This is a genomic window from Yersinia mollaretii ATCC 43969 (assembly GCF_013282725.1).
Lineage (GTDB): Bacteria > Pseudomonadota > Gammaproteobacteria > Enterobacterales > Enterobacteriaceae > Yersinia > Yersinia mollaretii.
In genome coordinates this window covers 2,274,922-2,299,764 of the sequence record NZ_CP054043.1, presented here as the reverse complement: position 1 = coordinate 2,299,764, position 24,843 = coordinate 2,274,922, and the positions used below count along the sequence as shown (strand labels likewise).

The window sequence follows — 24,843 nt, the reverse complement described above, 5'->3', positions numbered from 1 at the left end:
TCAATAACCTCGAATCTCTCACTCAATCAGGCTGGATTTATCGTCACCGCAGGCTATATGACCACTGACTTTATTGGTGGTGCGCTAGGGTCGCTGATCTCAGCCGCAGCCTATCAACACGCGGGCTGGTATGGGGTTGCCAGCACCGGTTTGGTGCTGTGTATCTTGAATATCACCACTTGGCGGCCGGTAAACGATTTGATCCGCCAGCAAATCAACTGGCCGAATGAGCTCGATTAGTTAGCTAACTAATAATCAATGCGGATATAAATATGGGTTATAGGGTGTTAAGACAATTCCCACTCTGTTAATGTTACATAATGTGTTTTTTACTCTGTGACCCCTTGTTATGCAAAGCCAAATCACCGATGCCCCGCCGACGACTCAGTCGATCGCTACCTTTACCGAAGGGATAACCGATAGCCTGCCCATTGTTATTGGTTATCTGCCCGTGGCATTCGCCTTTGGCCTGAGTTCGGTAAAACTTGGCTTTACCCCGTGGGAAGGTATTTTCTTCTCTTGCATCATTTATGCCGGTGCCAGCCAATTTGTTATCACCGCACTATTGAGCGCCGGAATGTCATTGTGGGTCTCAGCACTGACCGTGATGGCAATGGATATCCGCCATATCCTGTATGGCCCCGCACTCAAACACCGTATTTTGACGAAACTATCCAGCAAGAAGACCGCCCTTTGGGCCTTCGGTTTGACGGATGAAGTCTTTGCCGCCGCCACCACCAAACTGATGAAAGACCAACGGCGCTGGAGCGAAAATTGGATGATCGGCATCGCCTTGACCTCTTGGCTCTCTTGGGTGGCGGGAACCGCTGTCGGGGCGATGTTTGGTAATGGCCCGCTGGAGAATTTCCCAGCGATTGAAGCTTCGCTCTCCTTTATGTTACCCGCGCTGTTCCTCAGTTTCCTACTGGCATCATTTAAGCGCCAATACAGTCTGACCGTGATCGCCTCATTGAGCGGGGCATTACTGGGCGCATTGCTGTTCTCTATTCCGGTCGCCATTTTGGCGGGCATTGGCGGCGGATGTTTAGCTACCCTGCTTCAACCCGTCCCCGAAGTCACCACCGAACCGCCCGAAAATAGTAAACAGGAGTCAGCACCATGAATACGGATGTTCTGATCATTGGGTTAGTGGTGGGGACAGTTAATTACCTGTTTCGCTATTTGCCACTGCGGCTGGGGCCTGCGCGTAAACAAGCGGGCTTGCAACGGGGGAGAGTGTCACTGCTGCTCGACAGCATTGGTATTGCTTCGATTTGTGCCTTGTTGGTGGTCTCCAGCACGCCAGAAATCATCCATAACCCACAAAAGTTACTTCCTACTCTCATTGGTTTTTTAGTGATCTGCGGATGCTTCTATAAAACCCACAGTATTATCTTCGCCACCTTACTTGGCGCACTCAGCTATGGCCTGACATTCAAGCTACTTATGATTCTGGCGTAACAATTCACCTGAATTGTGAGATGAAACACAATATCCTTACAATTAGTGATACCAATTACTCACAAACAGTGACTGAATAACACGAATTGCTAAATTTTTATCGAATTATACCGTTTACATTATTAGTAACTATCGTTACTGTACCATTTGAAATTAATGAGGCTCCCTATAATGGAAAGTTCGTTTAGTCCCATAGAACAGATGCTTAATTTTCGCGCAAAACGCCAGAAAGATTTCCCTTATCAGGAGATTCTGCTGACGCGTTTGTGTATGCATATGCACAGTAAATTGCTTGAAAATCGCAACAAAATGCTAAAAGCGCAAGGGATTAACGAAACCCTATTTATGGCGTTAATTACGCTGGATGCGCAAGAAAGCCACAGTATCCAACCGTCAGAATTGAGTGCCGCACTGGGTTCTTCACGAACGAATGCCACCCGCATTGCTGACGAGCTGGAGAAAAAAGGCTGGATTGAGCGCCGCGAAAGCCAAAACGATCGCCGTTGCTTACACTTACATCTGACCGAGGCGGGTGTTGAATTCTTAAATCAACTGCTGCCCCCACAACATAAGTGTCTGCATTTTCTTTGGTCAACACTTGACGCTGACGAGCAGCAACAGCTTGAAACCCTCACGCGTAAGTTACTGTCCCGACTAGATCAAATGGAAATACCGGAACAGTAATTCCCGCGTTGCTACTCAGCCGCATTGCTACTCAGGTAAATAACTATGTCACCCCCACATAGCTAGAGACTCACGCCCTTATTCGCAGCTTTTTGAGTGGCCGCGTTGACGGGCCAAAGCCCCTAAGAGCGAGTTGATGGCCGATTTGTTCGGTTAACGCTCCTCTATTGCAGGCCAAGATGGGTTTCACCCGTTCATTAGCTGGCGGCTATCAAGCCCCTGCCAGTGATGGCCCATAAAATAAAACAATATAAAGTAATTTTTACCCTATAAATTTCAAGGTGCTGGAAGGCGGCTTGCAAGATGACGGGTATCAGGCTTGGAGAATACCATGAGTACGAATGCGGAAGACCAAACCCCGCCACAACCGCAGAATAAAAAGAAGCAACGGAAACGCGTATTGCTCTCACTGACGGTGATTTTTATTATTCTTGGCGTGGCCTATCTGATCTATTGGTTCCTGGTGCTGCGCCATCACCAAGAGACTGATAATGCTTATATTTCAGGCAATCAGGTACAGATCATGTCGCAGGTTTCCGGCAGCGTGGTCAGTGTCAACTTTGACAATACGGACGTGGTCAAAAGCGGCGATGTGCTGGTCACGCTAGACCCAACAGATGCCGAACAAGCCTATGAGCAGGCGAAAACGGCGCTGGCAAACAGCGTGCGCCAAACCCACCAGCTCATCATTAACAGCAAACAGTATCAGGCCAATATTGCCCTGAGAAAAACCGAGCTGAATCAAGCACAAAGTGATCTGAAACGCCGTGTGGTGCTTGGCGCTGCTGCTGCCATTGGCCGTGAAGAGCTGCAACATGCTCGCGATGCCGTCGATGCAGCACAAGCCTCGCTGGATGTGGCGATTCAACAGTACAACGCCAATCAGGCGCTGGTGCTGGATACACCATTGGAAAAACAACCGGCGGTCGAGCAGTCTGCGGCTAAGCTGCGTGATGCTTGGTTAGCGCTGCAACGCACCAAGGTTCTCAGCCCAGTCTCCGGCTATGTTTCACGCCGCAGTGTGCAGGTGGGGGCAAAGATTGCCAATGGTTCACCTTTGATGGCAGTGATCCCAGCAAATCAGATGTGGGTTGACGCCAACTTTAAAGAGACCCAGTTAGCCAATATGCGCATCGGCCAATCCGCAACTGTCGTGACCGATTTCTATGGCGATGACGTGGTTTATCAGGGGAAAGTGGTTGGTCTGGATATGGGGACGGGTAGCGCTTTCTCCCTGTTGCCAGCGCAGAATGCCACCGGCAACTGGATCAAAGTGGTTCAGCGCCTGCCAGTTCGTATCTCGCTGGATGCAAAACAACTGGCTGAGCACCCGCTGCGTATTGGTCTCTCTACCACCGTGAGAGTGGACACCGCCAATCCCGATGGTCAAGTGTTAGCGCAAATCGGGCGTAAAGATCCTGCTTTTGTCACCAATGCGTTGTCACTGGATTTAGCGCCAGTGAATCAAATGATTAGCGACATTATTCATGCGAATGCAGGTTAATGTGCATGCAAACGCAGGTTAAGCGCGGAGGCTGCCGTGGCACAAAAACCGCTTGAAGGTGCCCAACTCGCTTGGATGACGGTCGCGCTCTCATTAGCGACTTTTATGCAGGTGCTGGACTCCACCATTGCTAATGTGGCAATCCCCACTATTGCTGGCGATCTTGGCTCGTCCAACTCGCAGGGCACTTGGGTTATCACCTCATTTGGTGTGGCGAATGCGATCTCAATCCCAATCACGGGATGGTTAGCGAAGCGCATCGGCGAAGTGCGCTTGTTCCTTTGGGCGACGGGGCTGTTTGCTCTGGCCTCATGGCTGTGCGGCATCTCAAACAGTCTGGGGATGCTGATCTTCTTCCGCGTGATTCAGGGCTTGGTTGCTGGGCCATTGATTCCGCTATCACAAAGTTTGCTGCTGAATAACTATCCGCCCGCGAAGCGAAGTATGGCCTTGGCATTGTGGTCGATGACAATTGTCGTGGCCCCGATATTTGGGCCGATCCTCGGCGGTTATATCAGCGACAACTATCACTGGGGCTGGATCTTCTTTATCAACATCCCGATCGGGTTGGTGGTGATTCTGATGGCGGGCAGCACCCTGAAAGGGCGAGAAACCAAAACCGAGATCAAACCCATCGATACCGTGGGGCTGGTGTTATTGGTGGTCGGTATCGGTGCCTTGCAAATCATGCTCGACCAAGGCAAGGAGCTGGATTGGTTTAACTCGACCGAGATTATCGTCCTGACGGTCATTGCCGTGATTGCCATTACCTTCCTGATCGTTTGGGAGCTAACCGACGACCATCCGGTGATCGATTTGTCACTATTCAAATCGAGAAACTTTACCATTGGGTGCTTGTGTATCAGCCTCGCCTATATGTTGTACTTCGGTGCCATCGTCTTGCTGCCGCAGCTACTTCAGGAGGTCTACGGCTACACCGCCACTTGGGCCGGTTTGGCCTCCGCACCCGTCGGGATATTGCCGGTATTGCTGTCGCCGATTATTGGTCGCTTCTCGCATCGAATTGATATGCGGCAGTTAGTGACATTCAGCTTCATTATGTATGCGGTTTGTTTCTACTGGCGGGCATATACATTCGAACCAGGGATGGATTTTGGTGCCTCGGCATGGCCGCAGTTTGTGCAAGGCTTTGCCATTGCCTGCTTCTTTATGCCATTGACGGCCATCACTCTCTCCGGCTTACCGCCAGAGCGTATGGCGGCGGCGTCCAGTTTATCTAACTTCCTGCGAACATTGGCGGGGTCGATTGGTACCTCAATCACCACCACGCTATGGACACAAAGAGAGTCGATGCACCATTCGCAGTTGACGGAGTTTGTTAATCCGTTCAACCCGAACGCCACGCAGGCTTATGAGGAGTTGGAAAAGCTTGGGATGAGTCAGCAGCAAGCCTCGGCTTATCTGGCGCGGGAGATCACCAATCAGGGGCTGATTATCTCGGCCAACGAGATCTTCTGGCTCTCTGCGGGGGTGTTCCTGCTCCTGTTGGCATTGGTCTGGTTTGCACGGCCGCCATTCACTTCCGGTGGTGGGGGTGGCGGCGCGCACTAGCGGCGTAAACGCAGGCCAAACAAAAGGGGCGCTGATGATTAATTTCAGCGCCCCTTTTTACTTTATGATTCAGTCAATACCCCCGCGGCTTCAAGGGCGCAGAGTATACCCAAAGCCATTGGAGTTGCAGGTAGGCAGCCAGCAAACACATCCCGATGAGCTTATTTATAAGCAAGGCTAACAGCAAGTCAGTGATTCGGGTGAGTGCGCGCCGCCCCTGCAGCTTCAAGGGCGCAGGGTATTACTGAGCACTATTTTGACGCCACCACTCAGCGAGCAGGATACCTGTCGCGACTGAAACGTTCAGACTCTCAACTCGCCCGGTCCCGCCGATCGACACACTCATGTCGCCCTGCTGCCACGCGCTGTCGGTCAGACCATCACTCTCTTGGCCTAATACCAGCACCATTTTGGCGGGCAGTTCCGCTTTCGACAGGCTGACACCTTTGTGGCTTGAGGTGGTGACGATGGTGTAACCCGCTTTACGGAAGGTATCCAGCACCGAGAGGAAATCATCGGCATTGATCGCCTTGATATGCTCCGCTCCGCCTTCCGCTGTGCGCACTGCGGCACCCGACTCCAGAATCGCCGGATCTTGCAGTAGCACGCCATTAATACCGAAATGTGCGCAGGTCCGCATAATGCCACCCAGATTATGTGGGTTACCCACATCTTCCAGCGCCAATACGCAATCTTTCGCCTGAGTCTGCTGTTGCAGGTAAGTTTCTGCATCCAAACCCTGACGTTTTTTAATCAGGAAGCAAACGCCGCCGTGGTGTTCAGTGCCAGATGCCTTCGCCAGCTCATCTTCCTCAACCACATGGTAAGCCTTGCGGTTAGCCGCCATCCATTTCAGCGCTTCGCGGAAACGTGGGGTGACTGACTGCACAAACCAAGCACGGACGATCGCATCAGGGCGGCTTTCGAACAGCGCCTTACAGGCATTTTCGCCATAAACACGTGTCTCTTCAGCCCGCTGACGGCGCAACTGCGCAGGGTCAACATGACTTTTACCGCTGATACCTCCGTGGTCAAACTCTGGCTCTTCCGATGGAGCACGGGAGACAGTTTTCCACGGTGAATCGTAAGGACCGCTGCTTTCAGAACGTGCCGGACGGCTAGGACGATCGCGTTCATTACGGCCAGAATCATTACGACGTGAGTCATTATTACGCGGTGAGCTGCCCCGACCCGCATGATCACCCGGACGGCCTTTACCTGCCGGACGTTTATCTTTGTTACGGTCGTCGCTGCTTTCGTCACTGCGGACGTACATCACTTTAACTTTGCCGTTTTTGCCACTAAATGAATCGTTCATTGTCTTCTCCACCAACGCGCAGGGCGCGAAGATTACCTGATGTCCGCCCGGTTAGCCATAAGCAAGCACTAAAAGCTACCAACTATCGTATTCATCGAATAAACCTTTTTGGCACAGCCCCCATTTATACCCATAATAGATAACAACAACGAAACAATTCAGCGCCCCTTGGCTGTTTGGTTTCTCTTATCGACTCAGAGACAAAATAAAGGCTAATGTATGAATACGGTATGCACAGCTTGTATGGCGACCAATCGCCTGCCGGAAGAACGTATTGATGACGGCGCTAAATGTGGGCGCTGCGGCCACTCTTTATTTGATGGCGAAGTGATTAACGCCACCGCCGACACACTGGATAAACTGCTGCAAGATGATCTGCCCGTCGTTATCGATTTCTGGGCACCGTGGTGTGGCCCTTGCCGCAGCTTCGCACCGATCTTTGAAGCTGTCGCCGCAGAGCGCGCTGGAAAAATCCGCTTCGTGAAAGTCAATACTGAAGCAGAACCTGCGCTCAGCACCCGTTTCCGGATTCGCAGCATTCCCACGATTATGCTGTATCGGAACGGTAAAATGCTCGACATGCTCAGCGGTGCAGTACCGAAGGCACCGTTTGAACATTGGTTAGATGAACAATTAGCCGCAGAACCGGTTGCCCGCTAAGCTAGTTTAACCCATTTATTGCCTCTCGGGGCGGCTCAGTTCGAGGCTCCGATAAAAACCCCGCCCTGACAGTTTTCTGCCGGGGCGGGGTTTTATTGTATAACTCATGGGGTGGGTTGATTAGAATAGCGCTATTTCTCAGGAGTCCGTCGTGACCGAATCATCAGCTATCAACCCTAAATTAACGACTGACCACGAATTGATGGCACAGAGTGTTTCGCCCACGGTTATGACGACGAATGCCGTACTGCGTTTGCGCCAACAGCGCTTAGCCGCCTCCACTCGTGCCTATCGCGCCCGGGGCTGTCGCGCTATTCGTTGCCAGAACTGCCTGCTGGCAGAGCGATTGTGCCTGTGCGACACCATCAAACCGCAACTGGCGAACAGCCGTTTTTGCTTGATTATGTTTGATACTGAGCCGCTCAAACCCAGCAATACGGGCCGCCTGATTGCCGATATCCTGCCAGAGACCCAAGCCTTTCTCTGGGCGCGCACGGAAGTTGACCCTGCACTGTTAGCCGCTATTGGTGATCCCACACGCCAACCCTATGTGGTATTTCCGGAAAAGTATGCCGAGCCGCCACGGCAGGTGCTCAATGAATTGCCTGCCAGTGATAAGCCGCCGCTATTTATTCTGCTGGATGGCACCTGGAACGAAGCGAAAAAAATGTTTCGCAAAAGTCCCTATCTCGCCGATTTACCGATGCTGTCATTGAATGTCACGACAGCCTCCGATTATCTTTTGCGCGAAGCCCCGCGACCAGAGCAGCACTGTACCGTCGAGGTTGCTGCTGCGCTGCTTCAGCAAGCGGGTGATACTCTCGCTGCGGAGGGATTAACCGCCCATTTCCACTATTTTCGCCAGCAATATTTAGCTGGAAAACCTCATCATCCAGTGGGGCGAGTCACAGCAAGTCTCGAAAAAATCGCATAAAATCATTCAAGCGGCCTTTGACTTGTCCCCAATAGATTCCAGGGTGCAGGAAGGCGGCCAACACGCCTGTAACTTGATGACGGGGATAAATAATGAGTCAACGCGGATTAGAAGCCCTACTACGCCCGAAATCGATTGCGGTCATTGGCGCTTCTGAAAAACCTGAGCGCGCGGGTTTTCTGATGATGCGTAATTTGCTGGATGGTGGCTTCAGTGGCCCTATTCTGCCGGTCACCCCGACTCATAAAGCCGTTTGCGGCGTGCTAGCTTACGCCGATATCGCCAGCCTGCCGATCACACCCGACTTGGCTATCCTTTGTACTCATGATCGCCGCAATCTGGCACTACTCGAAGACTTGGGTGTCCGTGGCTGCAAGGCGGTGATTATTCTCTCTGCCGCGACAGAACAACTCGCCGAGCTGAAAGCCTGTGCGCATCGGCATCATATGCGGCTACTTGGCCCCAACAGCCTCGGCTTACTGGCCCCTTGGCAAGGACTGAATGCCAGCTTCTCGCCCGTACCCATCAAGAAAGGGCGACTGGCGTTTATCTCCCAGTCAGCGGCGGTGGCAAACACCATTCTCGACTGGGCGCAGCAGCGGGAAGTGGGATTCTCTTACTTTATTGCACTGGGCGATAGCTTGGATATTGATGTCGATGACTTACTCGACTTCCTCGCCAGAGACGGCAAAACCAGCGCCATTATGTTGTATATTGAACATATCAGCGATGCACGCCGCTTCTTATCCGCATCGCGTAGCGCCTCACGAAATAAGCCCATTCTAGTGGTCAAAAGTGGCCGCACCCAGCGGGCGCAGCAGTTACTGAATGGTCAAGAAGGGTTAGATGCCGCTTATGACGCCGCGATTCAACGCGCGGGCCTATTGCGGGTGCAGGATACGCACGAGCTGTTCTCGGCGGTCGAAACCCTGAGCCATATGCACCCATTGCGAGGTGAGCGCTTACTTATTGTCAGTAATGGTGCCGCACCGGCGGCTATGGCATTGGATGAACTCATCAGCCGTAATGGTAAGCTCGCTACCCTGTCTGATACCACGCAATCTGCCCTGAGTGCGGCGCTACCCTCTTTTGTTACCTTACGCAACCCAATAGACCTGCGAGATGACGCCAGCGCTGAGCGCTATTTAGCGGCGGTTAAACCCTTGCTGGACAGCACCGACTATGACGCGCTGCTGCTGATTCACTCACCCAGCGCCGCCGCACCGGGTAGCAAAACCGCTGAACTGTTGATTTCCGCCATCCGCCAGCATCCACGGGGTAAACGCATCACCCTGCTAACTAACTGGTGCGGTGAGTATTCATCACAAGATGCCCGCCGTCTGTTCACCGAAGCAGGAATACCCACTTATCGCACACCGGAAGGTGCCATTACCGCGTTTATGCATATGGTGGAATATCGCCGTAACCAAAAACAGCTGAAAGAGACGCCCGCTCTGCCAGTGGGCCTTACCGCCAACACCGCGCATGTGCATCAGTTGATTCGTCAGGCGCTGGCCGAAGGCACTACCCAGCTAGACACCCATGAAGTGCAGCCGATACTGGAAGCCTATGGCCTGAGTATGCTGCCCACTTGGATTGCCAGTGACAGCGTCGAAGCGGTGCATATCGCCGAGCGCTTGGGGTATCCGGTCGCCATCAAACTGCGCTCACCAGATATTCCGCATAAATCCGAAGTTCAGGGGGTCATGCTCTACCTTCGCACCGCGATTGAAGTACAGCGGGCCGCTGACGATATCCTTGATCGGGTCAAGCGCACCTATCCACACGCCCGCATTCAGGGCTTGCTGGTGCAAAGCATGGCTAACCGTGCCGGAGCACAAGAGCTGCGCATTGCGGTAGAGCAAGATGCTATTTTCGGCCCGCTGATTATGTTGGGTGAAGGTGGCATTGAGTGGCATCACGAAACACAGGCCGCTGTGGCACTGCCGCCGCTCAATATGGCACTGGCCCGCTACCTGATCATACAAGCGGTCAAAGGCGGGAAAATCCGCAGCCGTGGATCACTGCAACCCTTGGATATTCTGGGATTAAGCCGCCTGCTGGTGCAAGTCTCCAACTTGATTCTCGATTGCCCCGAGATTACCCGTTTAGATATTCACCCGGTGCTGGCTTCTGGCAGTGAGTTTACGCTGCTGGATGTTTCAATGCAGTTGGCACCGGTCAGCGGCGATCCACAGGCGCGATTAGCTATTCGCCCCTACCCGCACGAATTAGAAGAGACAGTGGTGCTAAAAGATGGCTCTCAGTGCCTATTCCGCCCTATCTTGCCGGAAGATGAACCGCTGCTAAAACTGTTTATCGATCAAGTCACTAAAGAGGATCTCTACTACCGCTACTTCAGCGAAATCAGTGAATTCAGCCACGATGATTTGGCGAATATGACGCAGATTGACTATGATCGGGAAATGGCTTTTGTTGCTGTGCGCCAAAATGCGGCGGGGCCGGAAATTATCGGCGTGACACGGGCGATGTCAGACCCGGACAATATTGATGCCGAGTTTGCCGTACTGGTGCGTTCAGACCTCAAAGGGCTAGGACTGGGGCGGCTACTGCTGGAAAAGATGATTCAATACACCCGCAGCCATGGATTAACACGGCTCACGGCGATCACCATGCCCAACAACCGTGGCATGATAGGTTTGGCTAAAAAGCTCGGTTTTAGTATTGATGTACAGATGGAAGATGGGATCGTGAATCTGGAACTGACACTGTGATTTCAGTTACATGAATCGCCGTGATATACGCCACAACCCCAAACGATTCGGTCATTAACTGGCAAAACTTGCGCACAATCCGGAAAAGTAGTGGTATTATCGCCCGACTCTATGGATTAGTGTTTTTTTGGATATGGCGGTTTTGCCATTAAATAACAAGAGAAGAAGCGCACTGTGATGTTGTCAAAATTCAAACGTAGTAAACATCAACAACACCTTGCACAACTGCCCAAACTCCCCCAGCCAGTTGATGATGTCCAAACGCTTTATTGCCCCAAGGTTTTCCGCTCCACTCTCTTGGAATTAATAGGTCAGGCGACCAAACGTATTTATCTGGTGGCGCTCTACCTTGAGCAGGATGATGCGGGCCGTGACGTGATGAACGCCCTCTATCAAGCCAAGCAGTTGCGCCCTGAGCTAGAAATTTGTGTGCTGGTCGATTGGCACCGCGCCCAACGTGGTCGTATTGGGGCCGCAGCCGTCAATACTAATGCTGATTGGTATTGCGAAATGGCAGCACAGCATCCCAATGTTTGCGTTCCCATTTACGGTGTTCCGGTCAATACCCGCGAAGCCCTTGGTGTGCTGCATCTGAAAGGTTTTATCATTGATGACACTGTGATTTACAGCGGTGCTAGCATCAATGATGTCTATCTCCATCAAAACGATAAATATCGTTATGATCGCTACCAGCTAATCACGAATTCATCATTGGCCGGCATTATGGTTGATTACGTGAAACAGCGGGTACTGAGTGCTGGTGCCGTTCAACGCCTTGATCGCACCGATCGGCCAACGAATCCCGAAATCAAAAACGAAACCCGGCAGTTCCGTTCATCACTGCGCGACATCGGTTATCAATTTCCAGCGCAAGCCGGTAACGATGAATTAGCTGTCACTCCACTCGTTGGGTTAGGTAAAAAAAGCCAGTTAAACAAAACGATTCATCACTTAATGGCTTCCGCTGATGAACGCCTGACGATTTGCACGCCATATTTTAACCTGCCTGCATTGTTAGTTCGCAATATCATTTATCTTCTGCGGGAAGGTAAACAGGTCGAGATTATTGTCGGTGACAAAACAGCAAATGACTTTTATATCCCAGAAGATCAACCATTTAAAATTATAGGCGCATTGCCTTATTTATACGAAATCAACCTCCGCCGTTTCCTCAGTCGCTTACAGCGCTTTGTGGATAACGGACAACTGATCGTTCGTTTGTGGAAAGATGGTGACAATACCTACCACCTGAAAGGAATGTGGGTCGATAATAACTGGCAGTTGATTACGGGTAATAACCTGAATCCACGTGCATGGCGCTTGGATCTGGAAAATGCCATTTTGATCCACGATCCTAAGCATGAGATGCATGAGCAGCGAGCCAAAGAGCTGGATTGCATCCGTACTCATACCAAAGTCGTCTCACACTACCTTGAGTTAGAGAATATTCAGCAATATCCCGTCAAGGTACGCAAACTGATCCGTCGTTTACGCAGAATTCGTATCGACCGTTTGATTAGCCGCATACTGTAAAAAACGGGTTATATACCGAGTTAATGAGATAGTCACTCCCCCTGTGAGCGATAAGCTGGCAGGGTGTTTTTTTGTGGCGTTGTATCACTCTTAGCAAGTCCCCTTCCTATATCTACTTTCATAGCTCCCAAATCCTGATATAAAAGCATGATCCCAGCGCATCATTCACACTGATATCCAAATCCATCAATGCGGTTATAAATACTCGCGGCAGCCAAAGCAACCTGATACCGCGTGGGTGGTATTTCTCAGTTTGTTCGTGAAGCTTATTGCGGAAGTAACGGCTCAGCAGGCGCACGTAATATTGCGGTGATGGTCACGACGAAAGGCATGAAACTGAGCCGATGGCGGGCATATTATCAGCTGCCAGCAACCTGACCATCGTTATAAGAACGCGTCCAAGGAGCATGTTGAGATCCCCAATTATCTGGAGCGCCAGTTTGCTGTAACAGAGCCTAATCGGGTCTGGTGCGGTGATATCACTTATGGCTGGACAGGAAAACGTTGGACGTATCTGGCCGTTGTGCTCGACCTGTTTTCCCATAAACTGGGTTGAGTTGTTGAGTTGTTGAGTTGTTGAGTCGTTGAGTCGTTGAGTCGTTGAGTCGTTGAGTCGTTGAGTCGTTGAGTCGTTGAGTCGTTGAGTCGTTGAGTCGTTGAGTCGTTGAGTCGTTGAGTCGTTGAGTCGTTGAGTCGTTGAGTCGTTGAGTCGTTGAGTCGTTGAGTCGTTGAGTCGTTGAGTGAATAGTCACCTTTAATTGATTCAGTGACAATAATATAGGATGACTTATTTATCTATTTTAGTAATGCAAAAAACCCCTGAATCTATGATTCAGGGGTTTTGCAATAAGTGGCGGAACGGACGGGGCTCGAACCCGCGACCCCCTGCGTGACAGGCAGGTATTCTAACCAACTGAACTACCGCTCCACCGATTCTTTTACGTGTATCTTCCCGATACTTACCCCTAAGGGCCAGCGCTCCGCGCTGTACAAAACCGCCTTTGGCGATTTTGTCAGTTACCAGATGTCACTCTGATAACTCGTGTTTGATGCCTGGCAGTGTCCTACTCTCGCATGGGGAGACCCCACACTACCATCGGCGCTACGGCGTTTCACTTCTGAGTTCGGCATGGGATCAGGTGGGACCACCGCGCTAAGGCCGCCAGGCAAATTCTGTTTCAATTAACTCGCTCACCATCAATAGGTGTAGCCAGCCAATCCAATCTCGGAACATTCGCTGAAAATCGACTCTCTCAAATCACCAAAACACCTTTGGTGTTGTAAGGTTAAGCCTCACGGATCATTAGTACTGGTTAGCTCAATGCATCGCTGCACTTACACACCCAGCCTATCAACGTCATAGTCTTTAACGTTCCTTCAGGGGGCTTAAAGCCCCAGGGAAGACTCATCTCGAGGCAAGTTTCCCGCTTAGATGCTTTCAGCGGTTATCTCTTCCGAATTTAGCTACCGGGCAATGCCATTGGCATGACAACCCGAACACCAGTGATTCGTCCACTCCGGTCCTCTCGTACTAGGAGCAGCCCCTCTCAATCTTCCAACGCCCACGGCAGATAGGGACCGAACTGTCTCACGACGTTCTAAACCCAGCTCGCGTACCACTTTAAATGGCGAACAGCCATACCCTTGGGACCTACTTCAGCCCCAGGATGTGATGAGCCGACATCGAGGTGCCAAACACCGCCGTCGATATGAACTCTTGGGCGGTATCAGCCTGTTATCCCCGGAGTACCTTTTATCCGTTGAGCGATGGCCCTTCCATTCAGAACCACCGGATCACTAAGACCTACTTTCGTACCTGCTCGAGCCGTCACTCTCGCAGTCAAGCTAGCTTATGCCTTTGCACTAACCTCACGATGTCCGACCGTGATTAGCTAACCTTCGTGCTCCTCCGTTACTCTTTGGGAGGAGACCGCCCCAGTCAAACTACCCACCAGACACTGTCCTCACCCCGGATTACGGGGCCGAGTTAGAACATCAAACATTAAAGGGTGGTATTTCAAGGTTGGCTCCATGCAGACTGGCGTCCACACTTCAATGCCTCCCACCTATCCTACACATCAAGGCTCAATGTTCAGTGTCAAGCTATAGTAAAGGTTCACGGGGTCTTTCCGTCTTGCCGCGGGTACACTGCATCTTCACAGCGAGTTCAATTTCACTGAGTCTCGGGTGGAGACAGCCTGGCCATCATTACGCCATTCGTGCAGGTCGGAACTTACCCGACAAGGAATTTCGCTACCTTAGGACCGTTATAGTTACGGCCGCCGTTTACTGGGGCTTCGATCAAGAGCTTCGCCTTGCGGCTGACCCCATCAATTAACCTTCCAGCACCGGGCAGGCGTCACACCGTATACGTCCACTTTCGTGTTTGCACAGTGCTGTGTTTTTATTAAACAGTTGCAGCCAGCTGGTATCTGCGACTGGCTTCGGCGCCGAGAGCAAGTCTCTTTACCTAATGCCAGCGTGCCTTCTCCCGAAGTTACGGCACCATTTTGCCTAGTTCCTTCACCCGAGTTCTCTCAAGCGCCTGAGTATTCTCTACCTGACCACCTGTGTCGGTTTGGGGTACGATTCAATGTTACCTGATGCTTAGAGGCTTTTCCTGGAAGCTTGGCATCAACTACTTCTGCACCGTAGTGCATCGTCATCACACCTCAGCGTTGATAAGCAACCGGATTTACCAAGTCGCTCCGCCTACATGCTTAAACCGGGACAACCGTCACCCGGCTAGCCTAGCCTTCTCCGTCCCCCCTTCGCAGTAACACCAAGTACAGGAATATTAACCTGTTTCCCATCGACTACGCTTTTCAGCCTCGCCTTAGGGGTCGACTCACCCTGCCCCGATTAACGTTGGACAGGAACCCTTGGTCTTCCGGCGTGCGGGTTTTTCACCCGCATTATCGTTACTTATGTCAGCATTCGCACTTCTGATACCTCCAGCAGCCCTCACAGGCCACCTTCAACGGCTTACAGAACGCTCCCCTACCCAACAACGCCTAAGCGTCGCTGCCGCAGCTTCGGTGCATGGTTTAGCCCCGTTACATCTTCCGCGCAGGCCGACTCGACCAGTGAGCTATTACGCTTTCTTTAAATGATGGCTGCTTCTAAGCCAACATCCTGGCTGTCTATGCCTTCCCACATCGTTTCCCACTTAACCATGACTTTGGGACCTTAGCTGGCGGTCTGGGTTGTTTCCCTCTTCACGACGGACGTTAGCACCCGCCGTGTGTCTCCCGTGATAACATTCTTCGGTATTCGGAGTTTGCATCGGTTTGGTAAGTCGGGATGACCCCCTAGCCGAAACAGTGCTCTACCCCCGAAGATGAGTTCACGAGGCGCTACCTAAATAGCTTTCGGGGAGAACCAGCTATCTCCCGGTTTGATTGGCCTTTCACCCCCAGCCACAAGTCATCCGCTAATTTTTCAACATTAGTCGGTTCGGTCCTCCAGTTAGTGTTACCCAACCTTCAACCTGCCCATGGCTAGATCACCGGGTTTCGGGTCTATACCTTGCAACTAGACGCCCAGTTAAGACTCGGTTTCCCTACGGCTCCCCTATTCGGTTAACCTTGCTACAAAATATAAGTCGCTGACCCATTATACAAAAGGTACGCAGTCACACCACGAAGGTGCTCCCACTGCTTGTACGTACACGGTTTCAGGTTCTATTTCACTCCCCTCGCCGGGGTTCTTTTCGCCTTTCCCTCACGGTACTGGTTCACTATCGGTCAGTCAGGAGTATTTAGCCTTGGAGGATGGTCCCCCCATATTCAGACAGGATGTCACGTGTCCCGCCCTACTCATCGAGTTCACAGAAGGTGTATTTTTGTGTACGGGACTATCACCCTGTACCGTGCGACTTTCCAGACGCTTCCACTAACACACAAACTGATTCAGACTCTGGGCTCTTCCCCGTTCGCTCGCCGCTACTGGGGGAATCTCGGTTGATTTCTTTTCCTCGGGGTACTTAGATGTTTCAGTTCCCCCGGTTCGCCTTGCATGGCTATGTATTCACCATGCAATAGTGCAACGAATTGCACTGGGTTTCCCCATTCGGGTATCGTCGGTTGTAACGGTTCATATCACCTTACCGACGCTTATCGCAGATTAGCACGCCCTTCATCGCCTCTGACTGCCTAGGCATCCACCGTGTACGCTTAGTCGCTTAACCTCACAACCCGAAGGTGTCTTTTCTTTACTGCTGTGGCTGCGAACACACTCTGCGTCGTTGTGCAGTGCGCGCAATCCTCATGAACATGAAGTTCACTCCGGTTGCTGTGCGCTGTACGCCTTGCCGAGTATCTTCTCGCTCACACTGCAGAATGAATAAACACATTCGCATTGCGATTATTTGAGAGACTCTAATACAGGTTACTTCTTATCTCAGTACTGCTACGGAGAGATAAGTTTCAGCTGTATTGTTTCAATTTTCAGCTTGTTCCAGATTGTTAAAGAGCAATATTTCACAACCCACTGTGTCTTGCGACCGCAGTACGTTTTGAAATAGTTTTTTATATGGTGGAGCTAAGCGGGATCGAACCGCTGACCTCCTGCGTGCAAGGCAGGCGCTCTCCCAGCTGAGCTATAGCCCCATATAAAAAGCAAATCACCTTATTGCTGCAACTCAACAGGGAATGGTGAGTTGGTGGGTCTGAGTGGACTTGAACCACCGACCTCACCCTTATCAGGGGTGCGCTCTAACCACCTGAGCTACAGACCCAACAAGGTACTAAAGCCCGACTAATTTCTCAGTCCGGCCTTATTTGCTCGTTACTTTCTATCAGACAATCTGTGTGGACACTGCGCAATGCGTATCGTTAGGTAAGGAGGTGATCCAACCGCAGGTTCCCCTACGGTTACCTTGTTACGACTTCACCCCAGTCATGAATCACAAAGTGGTAAGCGCCCTCCCGAAGGTTAAGCTACCTACTTCTTTTGCAACCCACTCCCATGGTGTGACGGGCGGTGTGTACAAGGCCCGGGAACGTATTCACCGTAGCATTCTGATCTACGATTACTAGCGATTCCGACTTCATGGAGTCGAGTTGCAGACTCCAATCCGGACTACGACAGACTTTATGTGGTCCGCTGGCTCTCGCGAGTTCGCTTCACTTTGTATCTGCCATTGTAGCACGTGTGTAGCCCTACTCGTAAGGGCCATGATGACTTGACGTCATCCCCACCTTCCTCCGGTTTGTCACCGGCAGTCTCCCTTGAGTTCCCACCATTACGTGCTGGCAACAAAGGATAAGGGTTGCGCTCGTTGCGGGACTTAACCCAACATTTCACAACACGAGCTGACGACAGCCATGCAGCACCTGTCTCACAGTTCCCGAAGGCACCGAAGCATCTCTGCTAAGTTCTGTGGATGTCAAGAGTAGGTAAGGTTCTTCGCGTTGCATCGAATTAAACCACATGCTCCACCGCTTGTGCGGGCCCCCGTCAATTCATTTGAGTTTTAACCTTGCGGCCGTACTCCCCAGGCGGTCGACTTAACGCGTTAGCTCCGGAAGCCACGCCTCAAGGGCACAACCTCCAAGTCGACATCGTTTACAGCGTGGACTACCAGGGTATCTAATCCTGTTTGCTCCCCACGCTTTCGCACCTGAGCGTCAGTCTTTGTCCAGGGGGCCGCCTTCGCCACCGGTATTCCTCCAGATCTCTACGCATTTCACCGCTACACCTGGAATTCTACCCCCCTCTACAAGACTCTAGCTTGCCAGTTTCAAATGCAGTTCCCACGTTAAGCGCGGGGATTTCACATCTGACTTAACAAACCGCCTGCGTGCGCTTTACGCCCAGTAATTCCGATTAACGCTTGCACCCTCCGTATTACCGCGGCTGCTGGCACGGAGTTAGCCGGTGCTTCTTCTGCGAGTAACGTCAATCAACCGTGCTATTAACACGACTGCCTTCCTCCTCGCTGAAAGTGCTTTACAACCCGAAGGCCTTCTTCACACACGCGGCATGGCTGCATCAGGCTTGCGCCCATTGTGCAATATTCCCCACTGCTGCCTCCCGTAGGAGTCTGGACCGTGTCTCAGTTCCAGTGTGGCTGGTCATCCTCTCAGACCAGCTAGGGATCGTCGCCTAGGTGAGCCATTACCTCACCTACTAGCTAATCCCATCTGGGCACATCCGATGGCGTGAGGCCCGAAGGTCCCCCACTTTGCTCTTGCGAGGTCATGCGGTATTAGCTACCGTTTCCAGTAGTTATCCCCCTCCATCAGGCAGTTTCCCAGACATTACTCACCCGTCCGCCGCTCGCCGGCAAAGTAGCAAGCTACTTTCCGCTGCCGCTCGACTTGCATGTGTTAGGCCTGCCGCCAGCGTTCAATCTGAGCCATGATCAAACTCTTCAATTTAAGATTTGTTTGATTTGCTACTAATGAAAGTAGCGATGCTCAAAGATTACTTTCTGCAAATATGCATTCGAACCGAAGTTCAAATGTGTACTGCTTTGGTCACTCTTCAAGACTTTGATATTGCTTCTGCCTGCCGAAACAGGCTTCGATATCGTCTTGCGAGTGCCCACACAGATTGTCTGATAAATTGTTAAAGAGCGTTCGTTACCCGTTTGCCTTGCGGCGAATCTTACGGTAACGCGGGAGGCAGATAATACGCTTTCCCGCTGAAGAGTCAAGGTTTTATTTGGTTTCTTTCGAACTCAAACGCCTTCTTTTCTCTTCCTGACCCGGCGAAGTGTGTTTCGTTGTTCCCAGTCAGTGGAGGCGCATTATAGGGAGTTCCTGACAGGCTGCAACCCCTAATTTGAAAAAACTTTTCAACCGCTCATTAATGCGGCGAAAACACCAAATATGGTGAAAAAGGAAACAAAAAGGGGGCGATTTCTCGCCCCCAAAGGATTGGCTATTACTGTTTGGCAACAATATGCCCATTCTCTACATCCAGAGTTACAGGTACTCCCGGTATTAATTTGCCGGAAAGTATCTGTTGCGATAGTGGGTTTTCGATCTCCTGCTGGATTGCACGTTTCAATGGTCGTGCACCATACACAGGGTCGAAACCCGCTTCACCCAAGAACTCCAACGCAGACTGAGTAATAGTGACTTGGTAGCCACGCTCTTCCAGACGTTTGTACAACCGCTCCAGTTGGATGCTGGCGATTGAAGCCAAATGCGCCCGACCCAGCGGATGGAAGACGACAACCTCATCTATACGGTTAATGAATTCAGGACGGAAATGATGGGTAACAACTTCCATCACCATATTCTTCATTTCGGTATAACTTCTTTCGCCGAAACGTTCCTGAATCAGATCTGAACCCAGGTTAGAGGTCATAATAACGACCGTGTTACGGAAATCGACCGTTCTACCCTGCCCGTCAGTCAAGCGCCCGTCATCCAACACCTGCAAGAGAATGTTGAAGACATCCGGATGCGCTTTCTCCACCTCATCCAGCAAAATCACAGAATAAGGACGACGGCGTACCGCTTCTGTCAGATAGCCACCCTCTTCATAGCCAACGTAGCCCGGAGGCGCACCCACCAGCCGAGATACGGAGTGTTTCTCCATAAACTCGGACATATCGATACGCACCATCGCGTCATCACTGTCGAACAAGAACGTTGCCAGTGCTTTACATAGCTCGGTTTTACCCACCCCAGTTGGCCCTAAGAATAAGAAGGAACCAATTGGGCGATTCGGGTCTGATAACCCAGCGCGACTACGGCGGATCGCATTGGATACCGCTTCAACCGCTTCATCCTGCCCTATCACTCGCTTATGGAGATCTTGTTCCATACGCAGCAGTTTATCTCGTTCACTTTCCAGCATGCGCGATACTGGGATACCCGTCCAACGCGCCAGCACATCCGCAATCTCTACCTCAGTGACGCGATTGCGCAGTAGCTTCATGGTTTTCCCTTCCAGCGCAGTGGCCGCTGCTAGCTGTTTTTCCAGCTCAGGAATCTTACCGTACTGAAGCTCTGACATTCGTGCCAAGTCACCCACACGACGTGCCTGCTCTAAGGTGATTTTGGCTTGTTCCAGTTCAGTTTTAATATTCTGAGTCCCGGTTAGTGAGGCTTTTTCAGCTTTCCACTCCTCTTCCAACTCAGAATATTCACGCTCTTTCTGCTCTAATTCGGTATTGAGCATTTCCAGCCGTTTTTTACTGGCATCATCAGACTCTTTCTTCAGTGCCTGCTGCTCCAGTTTCAACTGAATAATCCGACGTTCCAACCGATCTAAGGATTCTGGTTTTGAATCCATCTGCATACGGATGCTGGAACCGGCTTCATCGATAAGGTCGATGGCTTTATCCGGTAACTGGCGATCCGCAATATAGCGGTGTGACAGTGTTGCTGCGGCAACAATCGCCGGGTCAGTGATCTGCACATGGTGATGCAGCTCATAGCGCTCTTTCAACCCACGCAAAATGGCGATGGTATCTTCTACACTCGGCTCTGCTACATAAACTTTCTGGAAACGCCGCTCCAGCGCCGCATCCTTCTCTATATATTGACGATACTCATCAAGTGTTGTTGCACCCACACAATGCAATTCACCGCGTGCTAACGCCGGTTTCAGCATATTACCGGCATCCATTGCCCCGTCACCTTTCCCGGCACCAACCATGGTATGCAATTCATCAATGAACAAGATCACACTGCCTTCTTGTTTTGATAAATCGTTCAGCACGCCTTTCAAGCGCTCTTCAAACTCACCACGGTATTTAGCACCCGCGATCAGTGCCCCCATATCTAAGGAAAGCACACGTTTGTGTTTCAAGCCTTCAGGCACTTCGCCATTCACGATACGTTGCGCCAGACCTTCTACAATAGCCGTTTTACCGACACCGGGTTCACCGATTAACACCGGGTTATTTTTGGTGCGGCGCTGCAATACCTGAATAGTGCGGCGAATCTCTTCATCGCGACCAATAACCGGATCGAGCTTGCCTTGTTCCGCACGCTCAGTCAGGTCGATAGTGAATTTTTTCAATGCCTGACGCTGGTCTTCAGCCCCTTGGTCATCGACTTTGTCACCACCACGCATAGTTTCAATTGCCTTATCTATATTGTCAGTTGTTGCACCCGCAGCCTTTAACATGTCAGTTAAGGTACCGCGATCCTCAAGTGCTGCCAGAACGAACAGCTCTGAAGAGATAAATTTATCAGCGCGTTTCTGCGCTAATTTGTCACAAAGATTGAGTACACGGACCAGCTCGTTTGATGGTTGAACATCACCGCCTGTGCCCTCAACTTGTGGAAGACGACCTAACGCTTGCTCAATCTCGCTGCGCAAATTGGCAACATTAATCCCCGCCGAGGTCAACAATGGGCGAACCGTACCCCCATCCTGATTGAGCAGTGCGCTCATCAAATGTAATGGTTCAATGAATTGATTGTCGCGCCCAAGTGCTAAAGACTGAGCATCGGCGAGGGCAAGCTGGAATTTACTGGTAAGACGATCCAGACGCATAACACCTCCAATATTGGTCAAAATTGCTACTGGAGATTAGATGAGGTCATACCTCAAATTTTCAAGGTTATTTTGACACTATATTTAAAGTAATACGTCATGCGTCAGCGGATCGTCCTAATTCAATAGGTTATATCAGCCAGACTAAACTTGCCATACGTCCGGTGATTCCATCACGCCGATAAGAGAAAAATTGCTGTTTTTCACTCACAGTACAGTGATTGCCGCCATAAATAGCATGAATACCTGCGGCCCGTAACCGCAAGCGAGCCAATGAATAGATATCTGCAAGATATTTGGAACCGGAGGGAGTAAAGGCGGTAGCCGATTGAGCATCGATATCGCTAAATGCCTGTTTTACGTCTTCGCCCACTTCAAACTGCTGAGGGCCAATTGCAGGGCCTAACCAGGCCATAATAGAAGAGGGTGCAGCATTGAACTGTGCCAACGTCTGTTCAAGGACGCCAGCACATAGACCACGCCAGCCCGCATGGGCGGCAGCGACTTCATCACCGGCTAAAGAGCAAAATAGGACTGGCAGGCAATCGGCGGTCATGACCGCACAGACTTGCCCAGCGACACGGCTATAGACCGCATCGGCCTGCACATCAGAAATTGCCTCTCCCTCCAGATGCAAGACACGGATACCGTGCACCTGCTCTAGCCAGACCGGCATTTGCGGCAACCCCGCCAGTTCCACTAAACATTGGCGGTTGGCGACCACACTAGCGGTGATATCGCCCACATGGGTACCAAGGTTTAATGAATCATAAGGCGGGGCGCTGATACCGCCATGACGAGTCGTGCTACAGGCCTTAACACCAGCAGGCATCGGCCAGTCGGGGAGTATCAGCTCGTTCATTACCAATCCATCTGGTCTTTGAATTCTAGGGTATCGGCCTTCAGCGCATTAATCAGCTCAACCATATCTTCTGGTAATGCCGCATGCCATTCCATTTGAATACCACTGATTGGGTGATACAAACGCAACATAGTTGCATGCAGTGCCTGACGATCAAAACCGCGCAAAATAGCAATAAAGGAATCAGAAGCCCCTCTTGGCGGACGCGGACGTCCACCATAAAGCTGATCACCCACCAGCGGATGGTTAATATGAGACATATGCACGCGGATCTGATGCGTACGACCGGTCTCTAAACGCAGGCGCAGGCGAGTATGGGCACGGAAATGCTCCATAATGCGGTAGTGAGTGGTCGCCGGTTTACCCATTGGGTGCACAGCCATATGAGTGCGTTTGGTAGAGTGACGAGAAATCGGTTCGTCCACACGGCCACCTGCCGTCATATTGCCGATAGCAACAGCTTCATATTCACGCGTGATTTCACGTGCTTGCAGTGCTTCAACCAAACGGGTCTGCGCAGGAACCGTTTTTGCGACTACCATCAGACCAGTGGTATCTTTATCCAGACGATGTACGATACCCGCACGAGGGACATCAACAATTTCTGGATAATAATAGAGCAACGCATTCAATACAGTACCATCCGGATTACCTGCCCCGGGGTGCACCACCAAACCACGGGGTTTATTAATCACCAAAATATCGCTATCTTCGTAGACGATATCCAATGGGATTTCTTGAGGCGCCCAGCGGGCATCTTCCTCAATTTGCGCGTCAATTGCGACGAGCTCACCACCCAACACTTTTTCTTTAGGCTTGTTAATTGTTTTACCGTCGACTGTGACCCTGTCTTCCAAAATCCACTCTTTTATGCGGGATCTTGAATAATCAGGGAACAATTCGGCCAAAGCCTGATCTAACCGTTGACCGAGTTGTGATTCGGCCACCGTTGCGCTGAGTTGTACTTGTTGTGCCATATGCAGCTTCTTGTTCGTTAACGTTGGGTTTTGACGGCGATGCCGTTTAATATAATGTGCTATTGTATCTAGATCTTTGTCGGGAGCTTAACGGACAGTCTCCCGGAATAACACTTCGAGGATAATCAAAACGTCATGACGCGTATGAAATATCTGGTGGCTGCCGCCACGTTGAGCCTGGTGCTGACCGGTTGCTCCAGTAACAAGGACGTGGTTCCCGATAACCCGCCTTCTGAGCTCTATGCTACCGCTCAGCAAAAATTGCAGGACGGTAACTTTAAGGGAGCAATTACGCAACTAGAAGCGTTAGATAACCGCTATCCTTTCGGGCCTTACTCCCAACAGGTTCAGCTTGATTTGATTTATGCCTATTATAAATCAGCTGATCTGCCGTTGGCACAAGCCTCAATTGATCGCTTTATGCGCCTCAATCCCACACATCCTAACATCGATTACGTATTATATATGCGTGGTTTGACTGACATGGCTCTGGATGACAGTGCATTGCAAGGCTTCTTCGGGATTGATCGTTCAGACCGTGATCCGCAACATGCCAAGGCCGCATTCCGCGACTTTAGCCAGTTGATTCAAAGCTATCCGAACAGCCAATATGCAACGGATGCGCAAAAGCGCCTAATGTTCCTGAAAGATCGTCTGGCCAAGCATGAACTGGCCGTGGCGCAATATTACACTAAACGAGGCGCTTACGTCGCGGTAGTTAACCGTGTTGAGCAAATGCTGAGAGATTATCCTGATACTAAAGCAACCCGTGATGCGTTGCCGCTGATGGAAAATGCTTACAAACAGCTGCAACTAAATGCTCAGGCAGACAAAGTTGCCAAGATAATTGCAGCGAACCCAGCCTGATATTATCTGAACCGCTAAAATACCCAACGGCAGCCTAGGCTGCCGTTTTCAATTCTGACTTTTATGGGGGCAACCGCGAGGGATTGGCCACTTCAGACTATTGCGCTGACATCGCATTTAAGATAGGAAAATAACGTCATTTTTAACTATACGCAGGCAATATAACTTATCGATAATGCGACATTACAATCAATGATTCAAGCCCTCAGCCCCTATTCCTGACGTTAAATCACAGTTCCCATGACCTTTGCAAAAAGTGACAAAAAAAAGT

15 protein-coding genes, 3 tRNA genes, 3 rRNA genes and 2 pseudogenes are annotated in these 24,843 nt (G+C 50.9%); 12 read left to right on the top strand and 11 right to left on the bottom strand.

The window, feature by feature from the left end; translation table 11 throughout:
• Nucleotides 1-42: 42 nt before the first annotated feature.
• The 6 genes and pseudogenes from HRD69_RS10205 to emrB all read left to right on the top strand — a co-directional run.
• Nucleotides 43-230 (top strand): annotated as a pseudogene (locus HRD69_RS10205) (MFS transporter); the annotation flags it as partial.
• A gap of 119 nt (nt 231-349) precedes the next feature.
• Nucleotides 350-1,123, top strand: coding sequence for an AzlC family ABC transporter permease (locus HRD69_RS10200; RefSeq protein ID WP_004873538.1), 774 nt, complete (start codon nt 350-352; stop codon nt 1,121-1,123).
• Nucleotides 1,120-1,461, top strand: coding sequence for an L-valine transporter subunit YgaH (ygaH, locus tag HRD69_RS10195; RefSeq protein ID WP_032813000.1), 342 nt, complete (start codon nt 1,120-1,122; stop codon nt 1,459-1,461). The genes HRD69_RS10200 and ygaH overlap by 4 nt, the downstream gene beginning before the upstream one ends.
• Before the next feature lie 171 nt (nt 1,462-1,632).
• The gene (gene mprA, locus HRD69_RS10190; RefSeq protein ID WP_032813001.1) at nt 1,633-2,145 is read left to right on the top strand and encodes a transcriptional repressor MprA; all 513 of its coding nucleotides are present in this window, start codon (nt 1,633-1,635) and stop codon (nt 2,143-2,145) included.
• Between the two features lie 331 nt (nt 2,146-2,476).
• Nucleotides 2,477-3,649, top strand: a complete 1,173-nt coding sequence (gene emrA, locus HRD69_RS10185) for a multidrug efflux MFS transporter periplasmic adaptor subunit EmrA (RefSeq protein WP_004873541.1) — start codon at nt 2,477-2,479, stop codon at nt 3,647-3,649.
• 75 nt (nt 3,650-3,724) lie between these two features.
• Nucleotides 3,725-5,221 (top strand): multidrug efflux MFS transporter permease subunit EmrB, encoded by a 1,497-nt coding sequence (emrB, locus tag HRD69_RS10180; RefSeq protein ID WP_208759721.1) that lies wholly within the window; start codon nt 3,725-3,727, stop codon nt 5,219-5,221.
• 241 nt (nt 5,222-5,462) lie between these two features.
• Here the strand turns inward: emrB and HRD69_RS10175 are convergent, their stop codons facing one another.
• Nucleotides 5,463-6,539, bottom strand: a complete 1,077-nt coding sequence (locus HRD69_RS10175) for a tRNA/rRNA methyltransferase (RefSeq protein ID WP_004873543.1) — start codon at nt 6,537-6,539, stop codon at nt 5,463-5,465.
• Nucleotides 6,540-6,758: 219 nt separating this feature from the next.
• Here HRD69_RS10175 and trxC point away from each other — a divergent pair, with 219 nt between their 5' ends.
• The 5 genes and pseudogenes from trxC to HRD69_RS10150 form a co-directional block, all read left to right on the top strand.
• The gene (gene trxC / locus HRD69_RS10170; protein ID WP_032813002.1) at nt 6,759-7,199 is read left to right on the top strand and encodes a thioredoxin TrxC; all 441 of its coding nucleotides are present in this window, start codon (nt 6,759-6,761) and stop codon (nt 7,197-7,199) included.
• 202 nt (nt 7,200-7,401) lie between these two features.
• Nucleotides 7,402-8,133 carry a tRNA-uridine aminocarboxypropyltransferase gene (locus HRD69_RS10165; RefSeq protein ID WP_032813025.1) on the top strand — a complete coding sequence of 244 codons (732 nt, stop codon included), beginning with the start codon at nt 7,402-7,404 and terminating at the stop codon, nt 8,131-8,133.
• A 92-nt stretch (nt 8,134-8,225) separates the two neighbouring features.
• Nucleotides 8,226-10,868 carry a bifunctional acetate--CoA ligase family protein/GNAT family N-acetyltransferase gene (locus HRD69_RS10160; RefSeq protein ID WP_004873546.1) on the top strand — a complete coding sequence of 881 codons (2,643 nt, stop codon included), beginning with the start codon at nt 8,226-8,228 and terminating at the stop codon, nt 10,866-10,868.
• A 180-nt stretch (nt 10,869-11,048) separates the two neighbouring features.
• Nucleotides 11,049-12,401 carry a CDP-diacylglycerol--serine O-phosphatidyltransferase gene (gene pssA / locus HRD69_RS10155; RefSeq protein ID WP_390898373.1) on the top strand — a complete coding sequence of 451 codons (1,353 nt, stop codon included), beginning with the start codon at nt 11,049-11,051 and terminating at the stop codon, nt 12,399-12,401.
• Nucleotides 12,402-12,582: 181 nt separating this feature from the next.
• Nucleotides 12,583-12,948 (top strand): annotated as a pseudogene (locus tag HRD69_RS10150) (DDE-type integrase/transposase/recombinase); the annotation flags it as partial.
• Here HRD69_RS10150 and HRD69_RS10145 read toward each other — a convergent pair.
• From HRD69_RS10145 to rluD, 10 genes are all read right to left on the bottom strand, one after another.
• Entirely contained in the window at nt 12,881-13,153 is a 273-nt protein-coding gene (locus HRD69_RS10145) for a hypothetical protein (RefSeq protein WP_172984580.1), read from the bottom strand. The pseudogene HRD69_RS10150 and the gene HRD69_RS10145 overlap by 68 nt on opposite strands.
• 99 nt (nt 13,154-13,252) lie before the next feature.
• Nucleotides 13,253-13,329: transfer RNA gene (locus HRD69_RS10140), tRNA-Asp, on the bottom strand.
• Between the two features lie 123 nt (nt 13,330-13,452).
• Nucleotides 13,453-13,568: ribosomal RNA gene (rrf, locus tag HRD69_RS10135) — 5S ribosomal RNA — on the bottom strand.
• Nucleotides 13,569-13,683: 115 nt separating this feature from the next.
• Nucleotides 13,684-16,590 (bottom strand): 23S ribosomal RNA (locus HRD69_RS10130).
• Nucleotides 16,591-16,935: 345 nt separating this feature from the next.
• A tRNA-Ala gene (locus HRD69_RS10125) sits at nt 16,936-17,011 on the bottom strand.
• A 51-nt stretch (nt 17,012-17,062) separates the two neighbouring features.
• A tRNA-Ile gene (locus tag HRD69_RS10120) sits at nt 17,063-17,139 on the bottom strand.
• A 102-nt stretch (nt 17,140-17,241) separates the two neighbouring features.
• Nucleotides 17,242-18,784, bottom strand: a 16S ribosomal RNA gene (locus tag HRD69_RS10115).
• The 16S, 23S and 5S rRNA genes sit together here with 3 tRNA genes alongside, the layout of an rRNA operon.
• Nucleotides 18,785-19,292: 508 nt before the next feature.
• On the bottom strand, nt 19,293-21,866 hold the full coding sequence (gene clpB / locus HRD69_RS10110) for an ATP-dependent chaperone ClpB (RefSeq protein ID WP_004877205.1): 2,574 nt from the start codon (nt 21,864-21,866) through the stop codon (nt 19,293-19,295).
• 130 nt (nt 21,867-21,996) lie between these two features.
• Nucleotides 21,997-22,728 carry a purine nucleoside phosphorylase YfiH gene (gene yfiH / locus HRD69_RS10105; protein ID WP_032815374.1) on the bottom strand — a complete coding sequence of 244 codons (732 nt, stop codon included), beginning with the start codon at nt 22,726-22,728 and terminating at the stop codon, nt 21,997-21,999.
• Nucleotides 22,728-23,705, bottom strand: coding sequence for a 23S rRNA pseudouridine(1911/1915/1917) synthase RluD (gene rluD / locus HRD69_RS10100; RefSeq protein ID WP_004877207.1), 978 nt, complete (start codon nt 23,703-23,705; stop codon nt 22,728-22,730). Before rluD ends, yfiH begins: the two co-directional genes overlap by 1 nt.
• Before the next feature lie 135 nt (nt 23,706-23,840).
• On the opposite strand from rluD, the gene bamD reads away from it, so the two are divergent.
• Nucleotides 23,841-24,572 (top strand): outer membrane protein assembly factor BamD, encoded by a 732-nt coding sequence (bamD, locus tag HRD69_RS10095; protein WP_032815376.1) that lies wholly within the window; start codon nt 23,841-23,843, stop codon nt 24,570-24,572.
• The last annotated feature ends 271 nt before the right edge of the window (nt 24,573-24,843 follow it).

Bases quoted from the DNA above. Each gene is read 5' to 3' on its own strand.
- mprA (WP_032813001.1), top strand. From the start codon at position 1,633: ATGGAAAGTTCGTTTAGTCCCATAGAACAGATGCTTAATTTTCGCGCA.
- clpB (WP_004877205.1), bottom strand. From the start codon at position 21,866: ATGCGTCTGGATCGTCTTACCAGTAAATTCCAGCTTGCCCTCGCCGAT.
- HRD69_RS10165 (WP_032813025.1), top strand. From the start codon at position 7,402: ATGGCACAGAGTGTTTCGCCCACGGTTATGACGACGAATGCCGTACTG.
- yfiH (WP_032815374.1), bottom strand. From the start codon at position 22,728: ATGAACGAGCTGATACTCCCCGACTGGCCGATGCCTGCTGGTGTTAAG.
- ygaH (WP_032813000.1), top strand. From the start codon at position 1,120: ATGAATACGGATGTTCTGATCATTGGGTTAGTGGTGGGGACAGTTAAT.
- HRD69_RS10200 (WP_004873538.1), top strand. From the start codon at position 350: ATGCAAAGCCAAATCACCGATGCCCCGCCGACGACTCAGTCGATCGCT.
- emrA (WP_004873541.1), top strand. From the start codon at position 2,477: ATGAGTACGAATGCGGAAGACCAAACCCCGCCACAACCGCAGAATAAA.
- HRD69_RS10175 (WP_004873543.1), bottom strand. From the start codon at position 6,539: ATGAACGATTCATTTAGTGGCAAAAACGGCAAAGTTAAAGTGATGTAC.
- rluD (WP_004877207.1), bottom strand. From the start codon at position 23,705: ATGGCACAACAAGTACAACTCAGCGCAACGGTGGCCGAATCACAACTC.
- bamD (WP_032815376.1), top strand. From the start codon at position 23,841: ATGACGCGTATGAAATATCTGGTGGCTGCCGCCACGTTGAGCCTGGTG.
- HRD69_RS10160 (WP_004873546.1), top strand. From the start codon at position 8,226: ATGAGTCAACGCGGATTAGAAGCCCTACTACGCCCGAAATCGATTGCG.
- emrB (WP_208759721.1), top strand. From the start codon at position 3,725: ATGACGGTCGCGCTCTCATTAGCGACTTTTATGCAGGTGCTGGACTCC.
- trxC (WP_032813002.1), top strand. From the start codon at position 6,759: ATGAATACGGTATGCACAGCTTGTATGGCGACCAATCGCCTGCCGGAA.